14 protein-coding genes, 1 tRNA gene and 1 pseudogene are annotated in these 19,375 nt (G+C 62.8%); 8 read left to right on the top strand and 8 right to left on the bottom strand.

Annotated features, from left to right (window positions below; translation table 11 throughout):
* Positions 1-505 precede the first annotated feature (505 nt).
* The 3 genes from ACO06J_RS14065 to polA form a co-directional block, all read right to left on the bottom strand.
* Positions 506-919 (bottom strand): DUF1810 domain-containing protein, encoded by a 414-nt coding sequence (locus ACO06J_RS14065; RefSeq protein WP_421761347.1) that lies wholly within the window; start codon positions 917-919, stop codon positions 506-508.
* Between the two features lie 93 nt (positions 920-1,012).
* A complete protein-coding gene (locus tag ACO06J_RS14060) occupies positions 1,013-2,749 on the bottom strand; it encodes an ATP-dependent nuclease (protein ID WP_421762514.1) in 1,737 nt (578 codons plus the stop codon).
* 74 nt (positions 2,750-2,823) lie between these two features.
* Positions 2,824-5,739 carry a DNA polymerase I gene (gene polA / locus ACO06J_RS14055; RefSeq protein ID WP_421761346.1) on the bottom strand — a complete coding sequence of 972 codons (2,916 nt, stop codon included), beginning with the start codon at positions 5,737-5,739 and terminating at the stop codon, positions 2,824-2,826.
* 127 nt (positions 5,740-5,866) lie between these two features.
* On the opposite strand from polA, the gene ACO06J_RS14050 reads away from it, so the two are divergent.
* The 3 genes from ACO06J_RS14050 to ACO06J_RS14040 all read left to right on the top strand — a co-directional run bounded on the left by ACO06J_RS14050 (position 5,867) and on the right by ACO06J_RS14040 (position 9,190).
* Positions 5,867-6,364 carry a HugZ family protein gene (locus ACO06J_RS14050; protein ID WP_421761345.1) on the top strand — a complete coding sequence of 166 codons (498 nt, stop codon included), beginning with the start codon at positions 5,867-5,869 and terminating at the stop codon, positions 6,362-6,364.
* A gap of 107 nt (positions 6,365-6,471) precedes the next feature.
* Positions 6,472-7,959, top strand: a complete 1,488-nt coding sequence (locus tag ACO06J_RS14045) for a DUF1800 domain-containing protein (protein WP_421761344.1) — start codon at positions 6,472-6,474, stop codon at positions 7,957-7,959.
* 1 nt (position 7,960) lies between these two features.
* A complete protein-coding gene (locus ACO06J_RS14040) occupies positions 7,961-9,190 on the top strand; it encodes a DUF1501 domain-containing protein (RefSeq protein WP_421761343.1) in 1,230 nt (409 codons plus the stop codon).
* A gap of 54 nt (positions 9,191-9,244) precedes the next feature.
* On the opposite strand, the gene aqpZ is transcribed toward ACO06J_RS14040, so the two are convergent.
* Complete coding sequence (gene aqpZ, locus ACO06J_RS14035) at positions 9,245-9,961, bottom strand: aquaporin Z (protein ID WP_421761342.1); 717 nt, start codon at positions 9,959-9,961, stop codon at positions 9,245-9,247.
* A 404-nt stretch (positions 9,962-10,365) separates the two neighbouring features.
* On the opposite strand from aqpZ, the gene ACO06J_RS14030 reads away from it, so the two are divergent.
* Entirely contained in the window at positions 10,366-11,049 is a 684-nt protein-coding gene (locus ACO06J_RS14030; RefSeq protein WP_421761341.1) for a LuxR C-terminal-related transcriptional regulator, read from the top strand.
* A gap of 187 nt (positions 11,050-11,236) precedes the next feature.
* Here the strand turns inward: ACO06J_RS14030 and ACO06J_RS14025 are convergent, their stop codons facing one another.
* Positions 11,237-11,812, bottom strand: coding sequence for a transglycosylase SLT domain-containing protein (locus tag ACO06J_RS14025; RefSeq protein WP_421761340.1), 576 nt, complete (start codon positions 11,810-11,812; stop codon positions 11,237-11,239).
* Positions 11,813-11,870: 58 nt separating this feature from the next.
* Positions 11,871-12,980, bottom strand: a complete 1,110-nt coding sequence (locus ACO06J_RS14020; RefSeq protein WP_421761339.1) for a Gfo/Idh/MocA family protein — start codon at positions 12,978-12,980, stop codon at positions 11,871-11,873.
* 153 nt (positions 12,981-13,133) lie between these two features.
* Between ACO06J_RS14020 and ACO06J_RS14015 the strand changes: the two genes are divergently transcribed.
* The 3 genes from ACO06J_RS14015 to ACO06J_RS14005 all read left to right on the top strand — a co-directional run bounded on the left by ACO06J_RS14015 (position 13,134) and on the right by ACO06J_RS14005 (position 14,869).
* Positions 13,134-13,814: a pseudouridine synthase gene (locus ACO06J_RS14015; protein ID WP_421761338.1), complete on the top strand. Its 681-nt coding sequence runs from the start codon at positions 13,134-13,136 to the stop codon at positions 13,812-13,814.
* Positions 13,815-13,914: 100 nt separating this feature from the next.
* Positions 13,915-14,523 carry a hypothetical protein gene (locus tag ACO06J_RS14010; protein WP_421761337.1) on the top strand — a complete coding sequence of 203 codons (609 nt, stop codon included), beginning with the start codon at positions 13,915-13,917 and terminating at the stop codon, positions 14,521-14,523.
* A gap of 269 nt (positions 14,524-14,792) precedes the next feature.
* Positions 14,793-14,869: transfer RNA gene (locus ACO06J_RS14005), tRNA-Arg, on the top strand.
* 156 nt (positions 14,870-15,025) lie between these two features.
* Here the strand turns inward: ACO06J_RS14005 and ACO06J_RS14000 are convergent.
* Positions 15,026-15,812 (bottom strand): annotated as a pseudogene (locus ACO06J_RS14000) (SOS response-associated peptidase family protein).
* 1,331 nt (positions 15,813-17,143) lie between these two features.
* Here ACO06J_RS14000 and ACO06J_RS13995 point away from each other — a divergent pair.
* Complete coding sequence (locus ACO06J_RS13995) at positions 17,144-17,791, top strand: LuxR C-terminal-related transcriptional regulator (protein ID WP_421761336.1); 648 nt, start codon at positions 17,144-17,146, stop codon at positions 17,789-17,791.
* Here ACO06J_RS13995 and ACO06J_RS13990 read toward each other — a convergent pair.
* Positions 17,788-19,248: a sensor histidine kinase gene (locus ACO06J_RS13990; protein ID WP_421761335.1), complete on the bottom strand. Its 1,461-nt coding sequence runs from the start codon at positions 19,246-19,248 to the stop codon at positions 17,788-17,790. The genes ACO06J_RS13995 and ACO06J_RS13990 overlap by 4 nt on opposite strands.
* Between the last annotated feature and the right edge of the window lie 127 nt (positions 19,249-19,375).

Raw genomic sequence — 19,375 nt, 5'->3', positions numbered from 1 at the left:
TTTTGGGCCAGGGGAGGTGAGGAAGCAATGCCGCCTGCCATGCAGGTCCAGCCCGGGTGCTCACATCTCCTGCCGCCAGGGGACGACTCCCAAGGCTCCCGGCATCTGCCGCCGTTCGTTCATCGCGAGCGCCGCTGTGCAACAGACAGCGGGAGAATACACCCGCTGGAAAGGGCGGGGATAAGTGCAGGCTCTCTTCGGGTCGCGGGTTTGGGTGCTGTTGCGGGGAGGGCCGCAGCGCGGCGAGGGTCCTAGCCCTGGCACGTGAAGAGAAAGGCCCCCTCACCCGGCCCTGCGGGCCGACCTCTCCCCCAGAAGGAGAGGTAAGCTGAGGCACGATCTCGCCACCTCGTCACCTCTCCCTTCGGGGGAGAGGTCGCCGCGAAGCGGCGGGTGAGGGGGCCTTCCTTCCAAAAGTCTCAGGCCCTTGCGCCTCCCTCCCCCTTGTGGGGAGGGATTGAGGGTGGGGGTGCCACGCGATCGAAAGCCCGCGAGGTGATCACCCTCACCCCACCAGATCAACCGTCAGCGGGTCCCGCACGCCGCCGTAATACCGTTCCAGCGCCGCAGCAAAGAGCGGTTTGTCCGCATCCTCGGCAGCGGCTTCGAAGAGGGTGATTGAGGAGCGGAACTTGAGGTCGTCGGGGGTGCCGAAGATCTGGTGCGCGCACCGCCCCTCGACCGCCAGCACGGTGGCGACACACTCTTTCAGCCGCGCCCCGAGCACCGGATCGGCGAGGTACGCCCGCGCCGCCGCAAGCCCCTCGAGCCCATAGCGCTGCGCCGTCGCCGAGCGCCCCAGCGCCGTCAGTTGCGGAAAGATGAACCACATCCAGTGCGAGCGTTTTGCCCCCGCCCGCAGCTCGGCGAGGGCAGTGACATAGATCGGCGCCTGGGCGGCGAGGAAATGGGCGAACATGGGGGATGCTGGTGGGCAAAGATGGGCAGGAGTGAGGCGCTGGACAGGCAGCGACGCACGACGCGGAGGCTGGCGTGGGATAAAGGCGAGCAGCTAGTCGGCGGCGAAGAAGGCTGCCAGAGAGCTCAACTTGCCAACAAGCTCCGAATCCACGTCTGAGGCGGCCATCTCGTCAATAATCTGGTGTATAGTTACTGACGCCCCAAATTCCTTCTGCAACCGAGTAGATAATGTCGCGATATAGTCTTTTCCTGGAACGATCCTGAATCGCGTATCCAAATTATCCCACAGCTGGTTAAACCGTGTCATCGCGATGGATAGGTGTGTCGCATCGTCCAGGTCTTTTCGAAGAGGTTTATGGTACGACAAGAACATCGATTGCTGCTGTGCCATGCAGCCATCGCGGAACTGCTGGGAGCACTCCACCAACAATGCTTCGGCCTGTGCCTCCGTGATCCGGCCCCCCCTTTCGGTCACTCGCGAAACTATAGTGCGTACAAGCGGCCCTTTGGCGAGCGCGTAGTTCTCTATTTCCTTACGGCCAAGCACCCCGACCCAAAGATCTTCTGTCGCAAGATCTTTTGAGAAATCTGCTGCCTCCTCATCACACCTATAATCCCTGTCGAACAAGGCGCCGATTTTGGCATCAATCCCAAATATCTCATGTAGCGCCCAATCGATCTCCTTGATGCGTCTCCATTGCGAAAACCCCCCAGCCTGCAGGTAGATGGTGTAGGGGTCGTCTAGGAGACCAGCCGAACCTGCCTTGCGAGCAAGTTTGCGAACGATCCCTCGATCCTTACCCTCGAAGAATACAATACGTTTCGCGCGAGCGACCCGAGCAAACTCTGCGTTCTCCGAAGAGCCTAGATAATTGTAAACACGCTTGAAGCCATCATCTGTGCTGACCCTCCTAGCCGAGCGGCCGCCGGAGTCGATCATTAGGACATCCCCGGGATCAGCTTCGTTTATTATCTCGGTCGAATGAGTGGCGAGAAAAAACTGAGAGAAATTCTCCTTCGACAGTGAGAGTATCTTTCTCTGTAGGTCTGCGTGCAGGTAGATATCTGGTTCATCCAAAACCAATATTGAATTAACATCTGCCCTCATGAACTGTAGCATCATCTGCATCCAGACCTGAAAACCGAAGCCAGCCCAGTATACCTCTCTATCGATACGGTCCTCCGCGTACATCATAGTCACCTGAGCAGGGTGTCCACGTCGCACTTCTGGTCTTTGTACATTCACGTCAGGCCATCCGGCTTGGCAGAGTGATCGGAAACGGTCGAATTCATCGTCTTTCTGCCGGAACACAATGTTGCGGAAGCTGCGGCTGGCTAAGCGAGTGTTTTCGTTCCGGTGAACGGTCTCGTCGGTGACGTAGTTCTCGTCTTCCTCCAAAGCAGAAAGCGTAGGTACGACAATCACGTTGAGGTCCAATGCGGACCGAAACGCGGTACTAGTTCTTGGAGGATTGCCTTCCACGACTATGTGCGCGTAGCAACCATGATCCGGATGAACTCGAAATACTAACTTGGCACCGTTCGAGACGCGATACTCTAGCCGAGCATAGTCGTTGCCGTAGTTACGAACGGTGTTCGCAATCGGAATGCTGAGAGAGCGATCCGGAAGGACGTAGGTCGCGCATACGCCATCTTCACCCTGCGCTCGCAACTCGGGTCGCTGCTGTCGAGAGTAGCGCAAGACGTCCGCTAATACACGCAGGGCATCCAGCAACGAGGATTTCCCCGCATTGTTGGGTCCGACGAGAACGTTAGCTGACCTGCACGATACAGTGTAGTGGGCAAACTTCTTAAAGTCAGAAAGCACGATCGACGTAAGGGCGGCCACCGAAGACTCCAAGATATTGAGCTCGGAAACCTTATCGCGATTCGTTATTTCCCCTAGTGCGCCCCGTCCCAATCCCTAGCCGCATGCGCGTCCACCTTGATCGGCACCGTCAGCTGCACCGCCGGCTCGCTCGCCGTTTCCATCGTCTTCACGATCGCCGGTAGCGCGGTGTCCTCCGTCCCCTGTTCCACTTCAAAGATCAGTTCGTCGTGGACCTGCAGCAGCATCTGGGCTTTTACGCCGGCGGCGTCCAGCGCCGGTTCCATCTTGATCATGGCGCGGCGGATGATGTCGGCGGCGGTGCCCTGGATGGGGGCGTTGATGGAGGCGCGTTCGACGAAGCTGCGTTCGGCCGGGTTGGAGCTCAGGGCGTTGGGGAAGTTCACCTTGCGGCCGAACAGGGTTTCAACGAACCCATCGGCCTTAACCTTGCGCCGCTGCTCGGCCATGTAGTCCTGGATGCCGGGGAAGCGGGCGAAATAGGTCTTGATGTACTCGCCCGCCTCGCTGCGCTCGATGCCCAGCTGGTTGGCGAGCCCGAAGGCGGAAATGCCGTAAATGATGCCGAAATTGATCGCCTTGGCGCGGCGGCGGACTTCGCTGGGCATGCCCTCGACCGGCACGCCGAACATTTCCGACGCCGTCATGGCGTGAATATCGAGCCCTTCCTCGAACGCATCCTTCAGCGCCTCGATATCGGCGATATGGGCGAGAACGCGGAGCTCGATCTGCGAATAGTCCGCCGAAATCAGAATGTGGCCGGGCGAGGCGACAAAGGCGGTGCGGATCTTGCGGCCGTCTTCGGTGCGGACCGGAATGTTCTGGAGGTTCGGATCGTTCGAGCTCAGCCGCCCGGTCAGCACTGAATGCTGCGAATAGGTGGTGTGGACCCGGCCGGTGCGCTGGTTGATATAGGTGGGGAGCGCGTCGGTATAGGTGCCCTTGAGCTTGGTGAGCTGGCGCCAGTCGACAATGGTACGCGCCAAGGGAATCCCCTTGGCGGCCAGCTCTTCGAGCACATCGGCACCCGTCGCCCAGGCGCCGGTCTTGGTCTTGGTGCCGCCGGGGAGCCCCATGCGGTCGAACAGGATTTCGCCCAGTTGCTTGGGGCTGCCGAGGTTGAAGTTGGAGCCCGCCAGCTCATAGGCCTCCGCCTCGAAAGCGGCGGCGCGCTGCGCGAAATCGCCCGAGAGGCGCGCGAGAATCTGCCGGTCAACCGAAATGCCGCGCGCCTCCATGCGGGCGAGCACCGGGGCAAGCGGCCGCTCGATGGTTTCGTAGAGCGTCGTCATCTTTTCGGCCGCCAGCCGCGGCTTCAGCACTTCCCAGAGCCGGAAGGTGAGATCGGCATCTTCGGCGGCATATTTCGCGGCGGCATCGATCGAAACTTCCGCGAAGGTGATCTGCGTCTTGCCCGAGCCGATCAGCTCCTTGATCGTCTGGCCGGTATGGCCGAGCCAGTGATCGGAAAGCTCGCTCATGGTGTTGAACTGCGGCCCATCGAGCGCGTAGCTGATGAGGAGGTTGTCATCGAGCGCGGCGACCTCGATGCCGTGGCGGTTCAGAATGCCGAGGTCGTACTTGGCGTTGTGGAAGAGCTTTAGAATCGCCGGGTCGGCGAAGACGGGCTTGAGGAGTTCGATCGCCTCGCGGAGGTCCATCTGCCCCTCGGCGCGGCCGCCGCCGAACATGTCGTTCTGCCCGGTGGTGTGGCCGAGCGGCAGGTAGGCGCCATTGCCTGGCGCGGTGGAAAACGAGATGCCGACCAGGTCCGCCACCTGGTTATCGAGCCCGGTGGTTTCGGTGTCGGTGGCGACGATCCCGGTGGCGCGGATGGCGTCGATCCAGCGCGTAAGGTGCGCCGCGTCGCGGATGATTTCGTATTTGGAATGATCGAGCTGGATCGCCTTGATCCTAGCGTGCACCTGGCGCTGGTGCAGCACGGTGGCGGATTCGCCGGTGCCATCGGCCGCCTGCCGCGCGGCGCGCGCTTCGGCGCGGGCAGTATTGTCAAAGCCCACCGGGGCCGGGGGCGCTGCGGTAAATGCCGGGTCCGCCGGCCAGGCGTCGGGGTCCGCATCGAGCAGCCCGGCGAGCCGCTTGGTGATGGTGGTGAACTCCATCGCCTTGAGGAACGGGAACACCGAGGCCGCCGCGATCGGCGTCCGCACCAGCGCCTCGAGCGGCAGCTCGACCGGCACCTGCTGGCTGAGGGTCACGAGCTTCTTCGAGACCCGCGCCAGCTCGGCATTCTGTTCCAGCGCCTCGCGGCGTTTCGGCTGCTTGATCTCGGCGGTGCGGGCGAGGAGGGTTTCGACGTCGCCATAGGTGTTGATCAGCTCGGCCGCGGTCTTGATGCCGATCCCCGGCACGCCCGGCACATTGTCCACCGCATCGCCGCAGAGCGCCTGCACCTCGATCACCTTGTCGGGCGTGACGCCGAACTTGGTGAACACCTCATCCATCCCGATCCAGCGCAAGGGCGGCTGGCCGGGGCGGGGGATGGTGTCGAGCATACGGATCGAGCCATCGGGCTCAACCAGCTGCATCATGTCCTTGTCGGACGAAACGATCGTCACCTTGCCGCCGGCAGCGCGCGCCATCCGCGCATAGGTGGCGATGATGTCGTCGGCCTCCCAGCCCTCCATCTCGATCGAGGGCAGGCCATAGGCGCGGGTGGCGGCGCGGGTCAGCGGAAACTGCGGCACCAGCTCCGGCGGCGCCGGCGGCCGGTGCGTCTTGTATTCGGCGTAGATCTCGTCGCGGAAGGTTTTGGACGAATAATCGAAGATCACCGCCATGTGGGTGGGGGCATCGTCGCCCTTCAGATCCTCGGTGAGCTTGAAGATCATGTTGCAGAACCCGGCCACGCACCCCACCGGCAACCCATCCGACTTGCGCGTCAGCTGCGGCAGCGCATGAAACGCGCGGAAAATAAAGGTCGAGCCGTCAACGAGTACGAGATGCATCAGGTGAGTCCAGAGCTGGTCGGAGGCGGACCTTAGCTGATTGGGAGGACGCGACAAAGAGCGCCGGCACCGCGATTGCCTATCGTCCCAGCCTATTGTACCCAGCTGCGAACTTAGGATACTCGCCATGGCAGAAGTCGAAAAGCGCGTCATTCTCGACACCACCGCCGATGCCATTGCGCTGGCGCGCGAGCTGGTGAGCACGGCCGCCCATGCCGCGCTGGCGACGCTGGACCCCGCGACCGGCTGGCCGTTGGCGACACGTGTTGGCGTCGCGGCCGATACCGACGGCACGCCGGCGATTTTGATTTCACGGCTGGCGGCGCATACGCAGGCGCTGTTGGCTGATCCGCGCTGTTCGCTGCTGGTGGGGGTGGTGGGGAAGGGCGATCCGCTGGCGCATCCGCGGCTCTCGATCCAGTGCCGGGCCCGCGAGATTGCGCGGCCGGGTGATGAGCACGCGCGGATCGAACCGCTCTACCTCGCGCACCAACCCAAGGCGGCGCTCTATGTCGGGCTGGGGGATTTCCGGTTCTTTCGGCTTGAAGTCGAGGGCGCCTCGCTCAATGCCGGGTTTGGCCGCGCCTATGCGCTGGATGCGGCCGATCTGGTTGGCGCTCTGTAACAAAACGTAACTGAAGCGCCGCGCCCGCGCCTTATTTGGAACGCGGCGGGCCCCCATTTGCGCCGCAAGCTCTGCTCCAGCATCCACGAGGATTGCGAGGAGCGAGAATGACCAATACCGAACAGATCATTGCCCTCACCCGTTTCGGCCTCGGGCCGCGCCAGGGCGATCTGAGCGCTTCCGCCAACGGCCTGGCCGATCCCCGCGCCGGGCTGCTTGCCGAAATCGCGAACCCCAAGGTGGCGGTGCTGGAGGGCGGCAAGCTCGTCGATACCGTCGCCGCGCTGACCCAGTATCGCGAGTTCAAACAGACCCGGAAGGACCAGCGCGCGGCTGATGCCGCGAAGCCCGATGCGCCTGATGCGATGGCGCCCGATGACGCGATGGCCCCCGATGCGATGACCGATACCGAGATGGCGCCGGGGAAAAAGGGCAAGGCAAACAAGCCCGGCAAGGCCAACACGCGGCTCGATGCCAACATTGCGGACATGTTGCGCAACTACACCCTGCGGATCGAACTGCCGGCGCGGATTGCGCGGCTGGCGGAGGCGCCGATCGGGCTGGGCGAGCGGCTCACCATGTTCTGGGCCAACCATTTTGCCATCGAGAGCGACAATGGCGGGATCCTCAAGGCGCTGGTCGGCCCGTTCGAACGCGAGGCGATCAGGTCCAACATCCTTGGCCGCTTCGAAGACCTGCTGCTCGCCGCGACGCGCCACCCTGCGATGTTGATCTACCTCAACAATGCCACCTCGATCGGGCCGGATTCGAGAGCCGGCCAGAAGCGCGAGGCGGGGCTGAACGAGAACCATGCGCGCGAGATCATGGAGCTCCACACCCTCGGCGTCGATGGCGGCTACACCCAGGCCGACGTGACGAGCCTGGCCAAAATCCTCACCGGCTGGAGCACGGGGCGGAACGACAAGCGGCCCAAGGGTTTTGGCACATTCCAGTTCAATGGCGCGGCGCATGAGCCGGGCGCACAGACGCTCCTGGGGCAGGCATTCGACCAGAAGGGGGAGGCGCAGGGGCTGGCGGCGCTGCATCTTCTCGCGACGCACCCCGCCACCGCCACCCATATCGCCACCAAGCTGGTGCGCAGCTTTATCGCCGATGTGCCGCCACCCGAACTGGTCGCGGCGCTGGCCAAGGTGTTCACCGACACCGATGGCGACCTGCAGGCGGTGACCCGCGCGCTTGTTGAGGCAGATGCCGCCTGGACGACGCCGCAGACAAAACTCCGCACCCCGCAGGAGTTCCTCTATGCGAGCCTCCGGGCGCTCAACGTTTCGCCCAAGCCGGCCGACCTTTTGCAGGCGCTGACCGTGCTCGGCCAGCCGCTGATGAACCCGCCCTCGCCGGCGGGCTTTGCCGACGACACGGCCACCTGGCTCGCGCCCGACGCCATGACCAACCGGCTCGATATCGCCCAGGCATTGGCAACCGCAGCCGGTGACGTCGACCCGCGCGCAGTCGCGGAAGCCGTGCTCGGCAGCCGACTCTCGCGGACCACCGCCCAAACCATCGCCCGCGCCGAATCCCCGGCCCAGGGCCTCGCGCTCATGTTGATGAGCCCCGAATTCCAGCGGAGATGAAATGATGAAAACCCCGTCGATTTCCGATGCGCTGCTCTGCCCCTCGCGCCGCGTGTTCCTCGCCTCGGCCGGAGCGTTCGTCGCCTGGGCCAACCTCCCGAAACCCGCCTATGCGGCAAGCCGCGATCCGCGCTTTGTCGCGGTGATCCTCCGCGGCGCCATGGATGGGCTCGCGGTGGTGCCACCGGTGGGCGATGCCAGTTATCGTGCGCTCCGCGGTGACATGGCGATCGGCGCCGATGGGGCCGAGGCGACGCTGCCGCTCGATGGCTTTTTCGGGCTCAACAACGCCATGCCAAAGCTCCATGCGCTTTATCAGAAAGGCGAGGCGCTGCTGGTCCACGCCACGGCGACGCCCTATCGCGAGCGCTCGCATTTCGATGGGCAGGATGTGCTGGAAAGCGGGCTGGCAGGTCCGGGCGTCAAGCAGAGCGGCTGGCTCAACCGCGCCGCGGCGGCGATCCCGAGTGCGGAAGGCGTCAAGCCGGTGAGCGGGCTGGCGGCGAGCCCGACCATTCCACTGATCCTCCGCGGCGATGCGCCAACGTTGAGCTGGACTCCGCCCCGGCTGGAAGCGGCCTCGACCGACACGCTGAAGCGGCTGCTCGATCTTTACACGCACGAGGACCCGGAGATGGCGAAGGTGCTGGGCGAGGGCGTCGATCTCGACGCGCTGGCCGCGGGCATTGACAGCAAATCGGGCGGCGCCGGTGTCGCGGCCTCGTTCCGGGCGCTGGCCTCGGGCTCGGCCCGGCTGATCGTCGAGGCCGGTGGGCCACGGCTGGCGGCGCTGAGCTATGACGGCTGGGACACTCATACCAACGAGGGCGCGGAGGAGGGGCGGCTCGCCAATCTCCTCGGGGCGCTGGATGGCGCGCTCGATGCGCTGGCGACAGAAATGGCGCCGGTGTGGAAGGATACGGTCGTGGTGGTGATGACCGAGTTCGGCCGCACCGCCCGCGCCAATGGCAACGAGGGCACCGACCACGGCACGGCCACGGTGGCGTTCCTCTTGGGCGGTGCGGTCAAAGGCGGCCGTGTGATCGCCGACTGGCCGGGGCTTCGCGATGCCGATCTCTACGAGGATCGGGATTTGAAGCCGACCACCGACCTTCGTGCGGTGCTGAAGGGCGTGCTGCGTGACCATCTGGGCATCGACCAGGCGGCGCTTTCGACGTCGGTGTTCCCGGATTCGATTGGTGTGAAGCCGATGGATGGGCTGGTGGGCTAAATGAAAAGGGCCGGTTTCCCGGCCCTTTTGCTCAGTTCTAGGTGCGTGCTGCGCTTATTTCTCGCGCCCGACATTGCCGACGCTTTCGCCCGGCGACAGCAGGTACTTCCAGATCGCCGCACCCAGCGCGCCGCCGACCAGCGGTGCGAGGATGAAGAGCCAGACCTGGCCGAGCGCGCCATTCTGCGCAAAAATCGCCGCAGCGATCGAGCGGGCCGGATTGACCGAGGTATTGGTCACCGGGATCGAGATCAGATGGATCAGCGTCAGGCCGAGCCCGATGGCGATGGGTGCAAAGCCGACCGGCGCCGCTTTGCTGGTGGCCCCGAGGATGATGATCAGGAAAAACGCGGTGAGCACGATTTCGGCAACCAGGGCCGCCATCATCGAATAGCCGCCCGGCGACAACGCGTCATAGCCGTTCGAAGCAAAGCCGCCGGCCGAAAAGCCTGCCGTGCCCGATGCGATGACATAGAGCACCGCCGCACCGGCAATGCCGCCGACGAGCTGGGCCAGCCAGTAGGGGACGAGGTCCTTGTACTCAAAGCGGCCCGCGATCGCGAGGCCAAGCGACACGGCCGGGTTGAAGTGCCCGCCCGAAATGCCGCCCACGGCGTATGCCATGGTCAGCACGGTGAGGCCGAACGCGAACGAAACGCCCATAAAGCCGATACCGACATCGGGCACGCCCGCCGCCAGCAGCGCGCTGCCGCAGCCACCAAACACCAGCCAGAAAGTGCCGAAAGCTTCGGCCGACAGTTTTCTCAACATCTCAAAAGCCCCAAAGAGAAGATTCCCACAAATCGAGTGTTAGGAAGTGCGGACCCGTGGCGAAACTGGCCTTGCCGGGTTTTGCACCGGACAATCGGGCGTCTGGCGGCATCAGCGCGGCCCGGCACCATCTTTTGGCCGCATGTTCAGCAAAATGTGATCACAGCGAAGTGCGATCAGCGACACCGGTAATAACGGCGCCGTTACCGAGGGTTAGTGCTTACTTAAAAGTTAATGCGTGCTCGCTGCCATGCGCTACCATAGTTGAAGTCGGGGATTTTGCGGCTGCCGCTCGAGGCGAGGTTTGACCCATCAATGAGGGCTACGGTATGACTGATGCGATCAAACGATGGGCAGGCCTTGGCATGCCTAGCGCTGCGGCACAGCAACCTCAGGAGGACAGTTTGGAACGCGATTCCGGGCCAGCACTCGTCCACACGGACAACACTGCCGATCTCGTCGTCTATCTGACGCACCCAGAAACTGCCGCCAGCCAGATGCTGTTCGAAGCGCTGGTGGCGCGCGACATGCGCTGCGCCATGGTCGCCGATTTCGTGCAACTGCACCGCCTGATGGATGTGCGCGCGCCCCATCTGGTAGTGATGGCGCTAGCCGATGCATCGGATTCGATCGTCGGCACCATGGCCGCTGTCAGTGTCATCCGCACCCGGCATCCGGCAACCCAGATCATGCTGCTGACCCCCGAAGGCGTGCGGGCCGAACTGGTGGTGCAGACCATCAAGCGTGGCGCCAGTTGGGTGTTTTCCCCGCCCTACAGCGCCGACGACATCATCGATACCGCCATCAGCAGCTTTGCCGAAGACCTCCGGCTCTCCGCCAGCGTGGCTGAAGACGCCGAGGCCGCGTCATCGGCCGCAGCCGCCAGCAAACTGCTGCCTGGCTTTGCCACCCTTACCAAGCGCGAGCGGCAGATCCTCGAATTCGTCATCGAAGGCCGCACCAACAAGGAAATCGCTTCCGAGTTGGGTCTTTCGTTCCGTACCGTGGAAGTGCACCGCCGCCACGTGATGGAAAAGACCGGCGCCCGCAACGCTGCCGATCTGGTCCGGCTTGCCGTCGGCTCCTGAGGGCAGCAGCTAAGTTTATCGCGAGTCGCGTAGTCTTCCTTCTCCCCTTGAGGGAGAAGGTGCCCGCAGGGCGGATGAGGGGTTCTCTCCTCCGCAACGGTCGCTCCCCGCTTTGCTCGGATCGCGCATCGCCAATGCGATGCGGACCCCTCATTCTCCCTCAAGGAGAGAAGGAAGAGAGGGGGCCCTACCTTAGCCCGGCCTCATCCAACAGCCCTGCACGCTTGGCATCATAATAATAGCCCCGCGCATAGAGCCGGATGGCACGGTCCGAGTTATACCCCGCCACCACATAAGCGCCGCGCAGGTATTTCACCGCATATTTGAGGTTGGTTTCAGCGTCGAGCAGCCCTGAGGCAGGCCCGCGGTAGCCCATTGAGCGCGCCGTATCGTGCCGGATCTGCATCAGGCCCAGATAGGGGCCGTTGCGCGCCCTGGGATTGTAGCCGCTCTCGCGCTGCACGACGCGGCGGATCAGCGATTCCGGCACATCGTAAGTGGCCGCATATTTGCCGATCAGGCCGTCGACGCTGGAACTGCTGTGCGGCGCCTCGGTGAAGGCGAATGGCACAAAGGCATCATCCGAAACCGGCCGCATCAGCGGCGTCGGTGCCGCGCCAGTCAGCTGTGCGGTTGCCGCCGGCTTGGGCTGCATCTTGAAATTGGGCAAGCCAGCCATCGAACAGCCTGTAACCAGGCTGCTCGCGGCGGCTATTGCCATGACGGTGCGCGCGTTGCGCCAGAGGGATGGTGCCCGTTGCATCGTCGTCTCTTACCAGATGACTAACGCGTGGGGAACCACCCGGCACAACAGCGAGATTTCAGCCGATCTTGCCGTCCTTGATCGAGTCGGCAAGCGGCGCCGGCCGCTCGACCGGGGTGACGATCTCGACGGCCCGGCCTTCGCGGCTCGCCGTCTCGAACGCTTCCATCACTTCGAGCACGTGCAACGCCAGATCCCCCGAGGCACGGTGGGGCCTGCCTTCGAGGATCGCGTGGGCCATGTCGGCGACGCCCAGCGAGCGGTAGTTCGCATCCGCATAGGGCTGGGTGACCGGCACCTTGCGCCAGCGCTTGGTCGAGGGCGCGCGTGCCTTGACCTCGCCGCCGAACATGTTGGGATCGGGCACCAGCACGCTCTGCTTGGTGCCATAGAGCTCGATAGGGAGGTGCGCATGCGCCGGCACGTCAAAGCTCAGTGTCACCTGGATGATGGCGCCCGAGTGGAACTGCATCAGGCCCGCGACATGGGTCGAAACCTTGACCGGCATCATCTGGCCCTTCTTGGGCTCCGAATAGATCGGCCGTTCCTTTTGCGGCGTGGCGCTCATCGCCTGCACCGATTTCACCGGGCCGAGCAGGTTGACGAGGTCGGTGATGTAATAGGGACCCATATCGAGCACCGGGCCGCCGCCGATATCGTAGTAGAATGCCGGATCGGGGTGCCAGCGCTCGTGCCCGGGGCAGGCAAAGATCGCGGTGCCACCAACGATATCGCCGGCCTTGCCCGAATCGAGCAGCGCCCGCGCCGTCTGGTGCGAACCGCCGAGGAAGGTGTCCGGCGCGGCCCCGATCCGGAGCCCGGCTTTCTTCGCCGCTGCGGCAAGCGTCTTGCCCTCGGCATAAGTCACCCCGAGCGGCTTTTCACTGTAGACATGCTTGCCGGCGGCGAGCGCGCGAAGGCCCACTTCAACGTGGGCGCGGGGAATGGTGAGGTTGACGATGATCTCGACCTTGGGGTCGGCCAGCAGCGCCTCGACGCTCACCGCTTTGAGCCCGAATTCGGCAGCTTTCTTGTCGGCTACCTCGGGCTTCATGTCGGCGATGGCGATGATGTCGAGCACGGGAAAGTCCCGCATCGCCTTCAGATACTGGCTCGAGATATTGCCGCAACCAATAATCCCCACACCCACACGACGCTTCGCGCTCATTGCATTCCTCCGCTGGATTTGCTGAGGCACCGGCCCGGATGGGTGTGCCTTCGAGTTGCACTATTTACGCGCCAAATGCCGCCAAATGCCAGCCCGATCTGAGGTACGTAAGTCACGGTTTGTGGGTTGCGATAAAGCTGCTATGCCCCGCCCATGCAGCCGCCCGTCCTCAACCCCATGCCCAAGACGTTCGAGTACCACCCGCCCACCGAGCCGTGGCTGACGGTGCTCCATGCGGACGATGATATCGTGGTGCTCGACAAGCCCTCGGGCCTCCTGAGTGTGGCCGGCAAGGACCCGGCGCTCGCCGATTGCCTCGAGGCGCGCGTCAAACAGCGCTGGCCCACAGCCGCCATGGCGCACCGGCTGGACAAGGACACCTCGGGCGTCCTCGTCATGTGCCTCAACAAGAAAGCGCTTGGCCATGTCGGCCAGGAGTTCGAGCAGCGACGGGCGAAGAAATCCTATGTGGCGCGGGTCTGGGGTGAGATGGAGGCCGAGAGCGGCCACGTCGACCTGCCGCTCGCCACTGATTGGGAGCAGAAGCCCCGCCAGCGCGTCGACTACGAGCGCGGCCGGGCCAGCCAGACCGACTGGCGCGTCGAGGCGCGCGAGCCGGGGATCACCCGCGTCCGGCTCTATCCGCTCACCGGCCGCACCCACCAGTTGCGTGTCCACATGCTGGCCATCGGTCACCCGATCCTCGGCGATGTGTTCTACGCTACCGGTGATGCGCTCGCCGCCGCCGACCGGTTGCAACTGCACGCTGAAGAACTCGGCTTCAACCACCCGCAGGGCCACTGGGTGGAGTTTCATGCGCCGGTCCCATTCTAGGACGTCGACCCGAAATCGTCACGAAATGGTCATCTGAGGGTCCGAAACGGGCCATTGGTCGTCCCTAGCGTCAAACGCGTAACGAAAGGGACCGAGACCGATGGACGACAAGACCAGTCTGCACAACGACGACCCCTTCAACCCCGCGGCAGAAGCCGCCAACACGATGGAGACTACCTTCGCTCCCGCAGCGGAAACGCCGCCCGACGAGGTGATGGCCGCACTCGAAATGCTGGCCGCGTTCCCCGACGATCCGGAATCGCCCGTTCAAACTGCGCTTCCCGCGATTGAGGCCTCCTCCGATGCACAGCCGCTGTCTGGCCCGGAACTCGAGACCGCCGCGCCCGAAATCCTTGTCGAGCCCGTGCCCGATGTGACCACCATGCCGATAGTGGAAGCGCCACCAGATACTGTGGAGGCCGCCGAAGCCCGCGAGTCTGACGCCGCCCGTTTCGAGGCGTCCTGGGCCATTCCCACTCACGCCGAGCACCGCGACGGCCGGGCCCTTTCGCTCTCGGACGACGAGCAGGCCGACGAGCCCTTCGACACAATCGAAGACGGCATCGCCAGCATCTTCGCCCGCCTCCATGCCGAGACGCAGGAGGCACAGGACGATGAGCACGAGGACGAAGTCACCGAGGCTGACGACGCCATCACCTTCCAGCTGCTCGGCGAACTCGACCGCCTCTGGCACCGCGCCGAGCGCTGACTGCCCGCGCCGGAGCCGCCGCGAGCCGGTCTGCAGCGGTTGCCGCTGCGACGGCGCTGTAACTCCTGCACGGAAACCCGCGTGGCACCTCTGCTCGAGAACCTCGGCGCGGAACTCGTGCACAGCCCCTGCGCCCGAGGATTTCATTGTCCCATCCTCTCAGCGCCGCAACCGAAAACCAGCAAGGCGGCCAGCCGTGGGTATCCCAAAATCCCGGCCGCGCGCCGTCTTGCACTTCCCCGCCCAATCGCCTATTCCCTCATTCTGCTGCACCCGTAGCTCAGCTGGATAGAGCGCTGCCCTCCGAAGGCAGAGGCCGGGGGTTCGAATCTCTCCGGGTGCACCAAAATCTCCATTGAAATCAATGCGCTTGGTGCGCTGAGTTTGGACTGCACCGCTCGTGAACTTTGCGGGGTAACACCGGGGTAACACGGTCGCGTGATTCCGACCGACCGACCGCCCAGCCGCTACCTGTCGCCAAGTGCGCACGAATTGGCCCTACTCAAGGCAGCGTCTCCCCCGCTGTCATGAACTCTGGCCGTCCATCTTCCTTGGTCCCCACTGCCACGATCCGAAGTACGCCATTCGGCAATGGCCGTTGCAGTGCCTTGGCTTCCGTCCACGGCGCTGTGAGCCACGTCTTCACCTCCTCTGGGTGGTGAGGATCACCGGCATGGCCTTCATGTGGATCGAGCCCACCACGTCATTGGGCTCGCAGGTGAGGAAGGCAAACAGGTCCGTGCTGATGATACCCTCCTTGATCTTTCGAACACTGGTCCATTGAGGAACCCAGATGCCGGCAAAGAAGGAAAGCGGCCGATCGGCATCAAAGGCGAACCAGGTGTCTCCCATCTTGCCACCACCGGGCCTCTCGGCGTTGTCGAACTCGGAGAAGCTGTAAATGGCACAACGCAGCGATGCTCAGGACTAAGCCACCGCTTCCAGTGCTGGCTGTCGACATTGCGGACGTTGGTGGGGCCGCGGTCCGGCTCCATTTTCACGAGGTCGTTGAACTCTTCCGCCGTGAGGTCGCGCCCCTGCTTAGCCTGAAGCTTCTGTGCTCGGGTGCGGGGTGCTTCATAGAGCGCGCGCGAGGAGGATGGGAGGCCCCAGCGAGCGGCCTTGGTCAGTTCCCGAATGCCATCCCGGTTGCGGATGATGGGCGCCACGAAGTCCGGAAACACACCGGTCTGCGGTTCGAGATTGCCTATCCCCTGGCCAATCTCAAATGTCTTCACGAGCGCCCGGAGGGCCTCAACGTTGGTGGTGACCGAGTAGAGGTTGCACATGAGAATTCGTCCATCTGGGCTTGATGAACTTTGGCGGACGGCCATGACGTCAGCAAGTCACAACGCAGAAGGATACCTACACACCCTTCGTCCATAACACAGGCAAGTTCGGTAGCGCGTACTGGGCGACATCCTCGATCCCCGCTGGCCTATACCCTAAGTGTGGAGGCAGAAAGGGAAGGTCTGGCGGCATCAACCGAAGCACTGTCTTTGAATCCTGACGCTCGCGCTGTCTTTCCATAATGAGACCTCCACCGGCGCAGCAATGGCCTTTTGCTGTCTATGAAAGACGCTACCACCGTAAATCCACGCTAGGCGTTGGCTCGCTCGACCCACTTGATCCAGATCAAGGAGAAGCTGAGCACCCTACAAGGGGAGGCATCCAAACGACCATTTCGACTGCCGTTTTGAAAGGTCTCATCACCGCGAAACCAGCGGATGGCCAACCTCGTCAAACCAGTCGTGGTCTCCAGAAATACCGGACGCCCGCGGTGTGGACGCAGGGCTGACATCCGAGCCCCTCTTGTGCTGGATGCATAGGAGAGAGACGGACAGCCTACCACGTTCCCAGCATAAACACGTGATTCAGGTCAAATACCCGTGCTATTTTCGCACGGGCGACCCTGGAATAGGTCCTCGGTCGCGACAACTGCGTGCCTGGATCGACTGGTCTAGCCAAACCTGGACAGAGTGCGTGTGCCAGTACCGCCTGAAACATCGCCAAGAACTGGCGCCCGAGAGTAACCCGAGGCGAGCCAGCAAGGAGCCCAAGCCCCGGGCGGGTAGCGCAGGCACGGCGGTCCGACGAAGGCGACGTCTGGTCCCGCAGGGTCCAATTGTTTTGACGACCTGCCCGCGCGTTTCTCTGAGACGGCAGCGTCTGGCATGCAAAATCTGTGATTCTGGCCCCAGCGACACCCTAGTCCTCGGCAGGTGACAGATCTGGGACACGGCCGGTCAGCGGTTTCTCAGCAAGGGATAGAGCGGCGCCAGCAATGGGAACTCTCGCCGGCTCGGCAGGCGCACAAATTGCTGCCAGTGACCAGGGCATCGCGCCAAATCCGGTTGAAGTGCGGCTCATTTTGCTGTTCTGCCACACGGCTCCAGCTGATCAAAGTGGCTCCTGCGGCTGGAGCTAACAGCGCCAAATCGACCAAGATACGGGCAGGCCAGTTGGTCCAGGTTTCCAGTACCTGATCGTATAGACGCGGGGACGGCACGGACGCCGACAGACCGGTCAATGACCTTAACCAATTCTTAACGGAATTATTTGCCAAGCCACACTTTCTGTGTAGAAATGCGGAGGTAGTTAGTTCAGTCGGGTTCTGGGTATGTCTGGCACAGTAACGGTAGCGTTTGTCGATGACCACCCGGTACTGCTTGAGGGCGTGAGCGCCCTGTTTGCCAAACAAGAGGGTTTTTCGGTTGTAGCGAAGGGTGTGTCAGCCGATGATGCAAGAGCCATCTTCGCCTCGTGTTCGCCCCAACTCATGTTTCTCGACCTCAGTATGCCAGGTGACCCGTTTGGCGCGATTGAGGAGATATCGGCGTCTGGCAAGACAATCGTGATTGTCTTCACAGCATTTACCAGTGTTGATATTGCCCTGAAGGCGCTTGATAGCGGGGCGAGTGCTTTTGTCGTAAAAGACAGCATTTCAAATGAACTATTTGACGCGGTCTCCACTGTGCTTCGGGGGGACATCTTTATTTCACGGGCACACGCGGGGCGCGTTCTGACGGGGTTGCGAAACCGCTCTGCCCGAGCCAATGCAGACCGCGCCACACGGCTCAGCGAGCGCGAAAAGCAGGTCGTCACGCTGTTGCTACAAGCGCGGTCAAACAAAGAAATCGCCAGCAAACTGGAGATTTCAGAAAAGACCGTGAAGCATCACATGACCAACCTGATGAGCAAGCTTAATGCGCGTAACCGCGTAGAAGTAGCCCTTGCTGCTCAGCAGCAGCTTGACATCGCGGTCTAGAACTCGTCGCTCGTCGCGGGTTCTATTGGCAGGACCGCCCAAACGCGTGTGCCGCCTCCAGGTTTAGACCTTACGGTCAATTTGCCCTTCAAAGACTTCGCTCGATTTTGCATCCCGATCAGCCCCAGATGGCGATCACCTGGTTTGGACGCTCTGGCGGTATCAAAGCCCGGGCCGTCATCAGTAATGACGATGCGAAGGCGTCCATCGGCAGCGCCCGCATACACCCGCTGCCCGGCTCCGCCGGCGTGGCGATGGCCATTGCTGAGGGCTTCCTGAACGATCCGGTAAGAGCATATCTTGACGACCTTGGTGAGTTGCTCCGGCATCTCCTTGAGGTCAAGGACAACACTGGAGCCGGTCATCGACTCAAAGCGGCTGACCGCGATCTCGAAGACTTCAGCGGGCGTGGCCTTCTCGATCTCCGGCAATATCAGCCCGACGGATATTTCGCGGAGCTCCCGATACAGGGCGCGCGCCAGTCGAATGGTGCTCGGCGGGCCAGATGGAGGATCCGATGCGTCATCATCCTCAGTGCCATCGCGGCCATACTGAAGTGACAACATCATCAGGGACAACGTCTGGATCGGGCCGTCGTGCAGTTCCGAGCCGATGCGCGACAGGAACTTCTCATTCGCCTCCGAAGCATCCTCGCGGGCCCGCTCAGCCAGCCGCCGCAGGCGACTGTTCTGATTTGCCAATGCGTTGGCCTCAACATACTGCCGCTCAAGGCGGCGGCGCTGTCGATGAATGGTCTGACTGCCCCGGGAGACAATCAGGAAAAGGATGCCCAACATTGAAACGGTGCTGATGGCGACCGCAGCCCAGGTCAGCGCGCCGGTCTGCTGTTGTTCGGCGATAAGACCCGCGGCGCTCTGATAGAATTCACCGACGGCGATGATCTCGTTCGTTCCCGTGCGGTAGAGCGGCGCGTAGACCTCGAGCAAAGTGACGTTGTCTTCGGGGGCGATGCCATTGACCTCTTCGTCGAGTTCTTCGAAATGCCGCGCCAATTCACCCGATGCTGCCGTCCGGATTTCAGCCTCCACGCCCTCGTTCTGCTTGACGTTGGGGTTGGAGGCGTAGAGCAGCGTACTGTCCAGCCGCCAGATCTTGACCATCATGAAGGGCCTGGTGGGGTCCGACAGCAAAAGGCCGTCGAGGGTGGCGACCACCTCTGGCGACAGCGGACCTGAGCCGACTGTGTCCTGTACATAGGGCTGCAGAAATGCCTGAAGAAAGATCGCACCGGCCTCCGAAGCGCTTCGTGTCGCGCTGGTCTGGATGCGTTCGCTGGCCAATGTCGCCAGGCCAATCATCGATAGTGAGACCACCAGCCCCGCTGCAACGAGGAATTGCAGTGACAAGCTCATGCGCAGCCATTGCTGCCGCAGGCGTCCCCACCATCCCACTAGGACTAAGGTCGCATCTGGCTCGTGGGTCTTGAGCAGGGGCATCTGATGGGACTTTCTGATCTCACGGCGTGACTAGAGGCGCGCCTAATGTACCCGATGAGTAGTTCCATGTGCAGGGCCCACTCTCACGAGCGGTTATCTGCACTGTGATCTGGATGTACCGGGAGCG

Source organism: Devosia sp., from assembly GCF_965229025.1.
Classification (GTDB): domain Bacteria; phylum Pseudomonadota; class Alphaproteobacteria; order Rhizobiales; family Devosiaceae; genus Devosia_A.
The sequence above is the reverse complement of the archived record's forward strand: the minus strand, read 5'-3'. Positions and strand labels throughout refer to the sequence as shown.

What these genes read in the sequence shown, in the direction of transcription:
- ACO06J_RS14065 (WP_421761347.1), bottom strand. Translation starts at nt 919, where the DNA reads ATGTTCGCCCATTTCCTCGCCGCCCAGGCGCCGATCTATGTCACTGCC.
- polA (WP_421761346.1), bottom strand. Translation starts at nt 5,739, where the DNA reads ATGCATCTCGTACTCGTTGACGGCTCGACCTTTATTTTCCGCGCGTTT.
- ACO06J_RS14050 (WP_421761345.1), top strand. Translation starts at nt 5,867, where the DNA reads ATGGCAGAAGTCGAAAAGCGCGTCATTCTCGACACCACCGCCGATGCC.
- ACO06J_RS14045 (WP_421761344.1), top strand. Translation starts at nt 6,472, where the DNA reads ATGACCAATACCGAACAGATCATTGCCCTCACCCGTTTCGGCCTCGGG.
- ACO06J_RS14040 (WP_421761343.1), top strand. Translation starts at nt 7,961, where the DNA reads ATGATGAAAACCCCGTCGATTTCCGATGCGCTGCTCTGCCCCTCGCGC.
- aqpZ (WP_421761342.1), bottom strand. Translation starts at nt 9,961, where the DNA reads ATGTTGAGAAAACTGTCGGCCGAAGCTTTCGGCACTTTCTGGCTGGTG.
- ACO06J_RS14025 (WP_421761340.1), bottom strand. Translation starts at nt 11,812, where the DNA reads ATGCAACGGGCACCATCCCTCTGGCGCAACGCGCGCACCGTCATGGCA.
- ACO06J_RS14020 (WP_421761339.1), bottom strand. Translation starts at nt 12,980, where the DNA reads ATGAGCGCGAAGCGTCGTGTGGGTGTGGGGATTATTGGTTGCGGCAAT.
- ACO06J_RS14015 (WP_421761338.1), top strand. Translation starts at nt 13,134, where the DNA reads ATGCAGCCGCCCGTCCTCAACCCCATGCCCAAGACGTTCGAGTACCAC.
- ACO06J_RS14010 (WP_421761337.1), top strand. Translation starts at nt 13,915, where the DNA reads ATGGACGACAAGACCAGTCTGCACAACGACGACCCCTTCAACCCCGCG.
- ACO06J_RS13995 (WP_421761336.1), top strand. Translation starts at nt 17,144, where the DNA reads ATGTCTGGCACAGTAACGGTAGCGTTTGTCGATGACCACCCGGTACTG.
- ACO06J_RS13990 (WP_421761335.1), bottom strand. Translation starts at nt 19,248, where the DNA reads ATGCCCCTGCTCAAGACCCACGAGCCAGATGCGACCTTAGTCCTAGTG.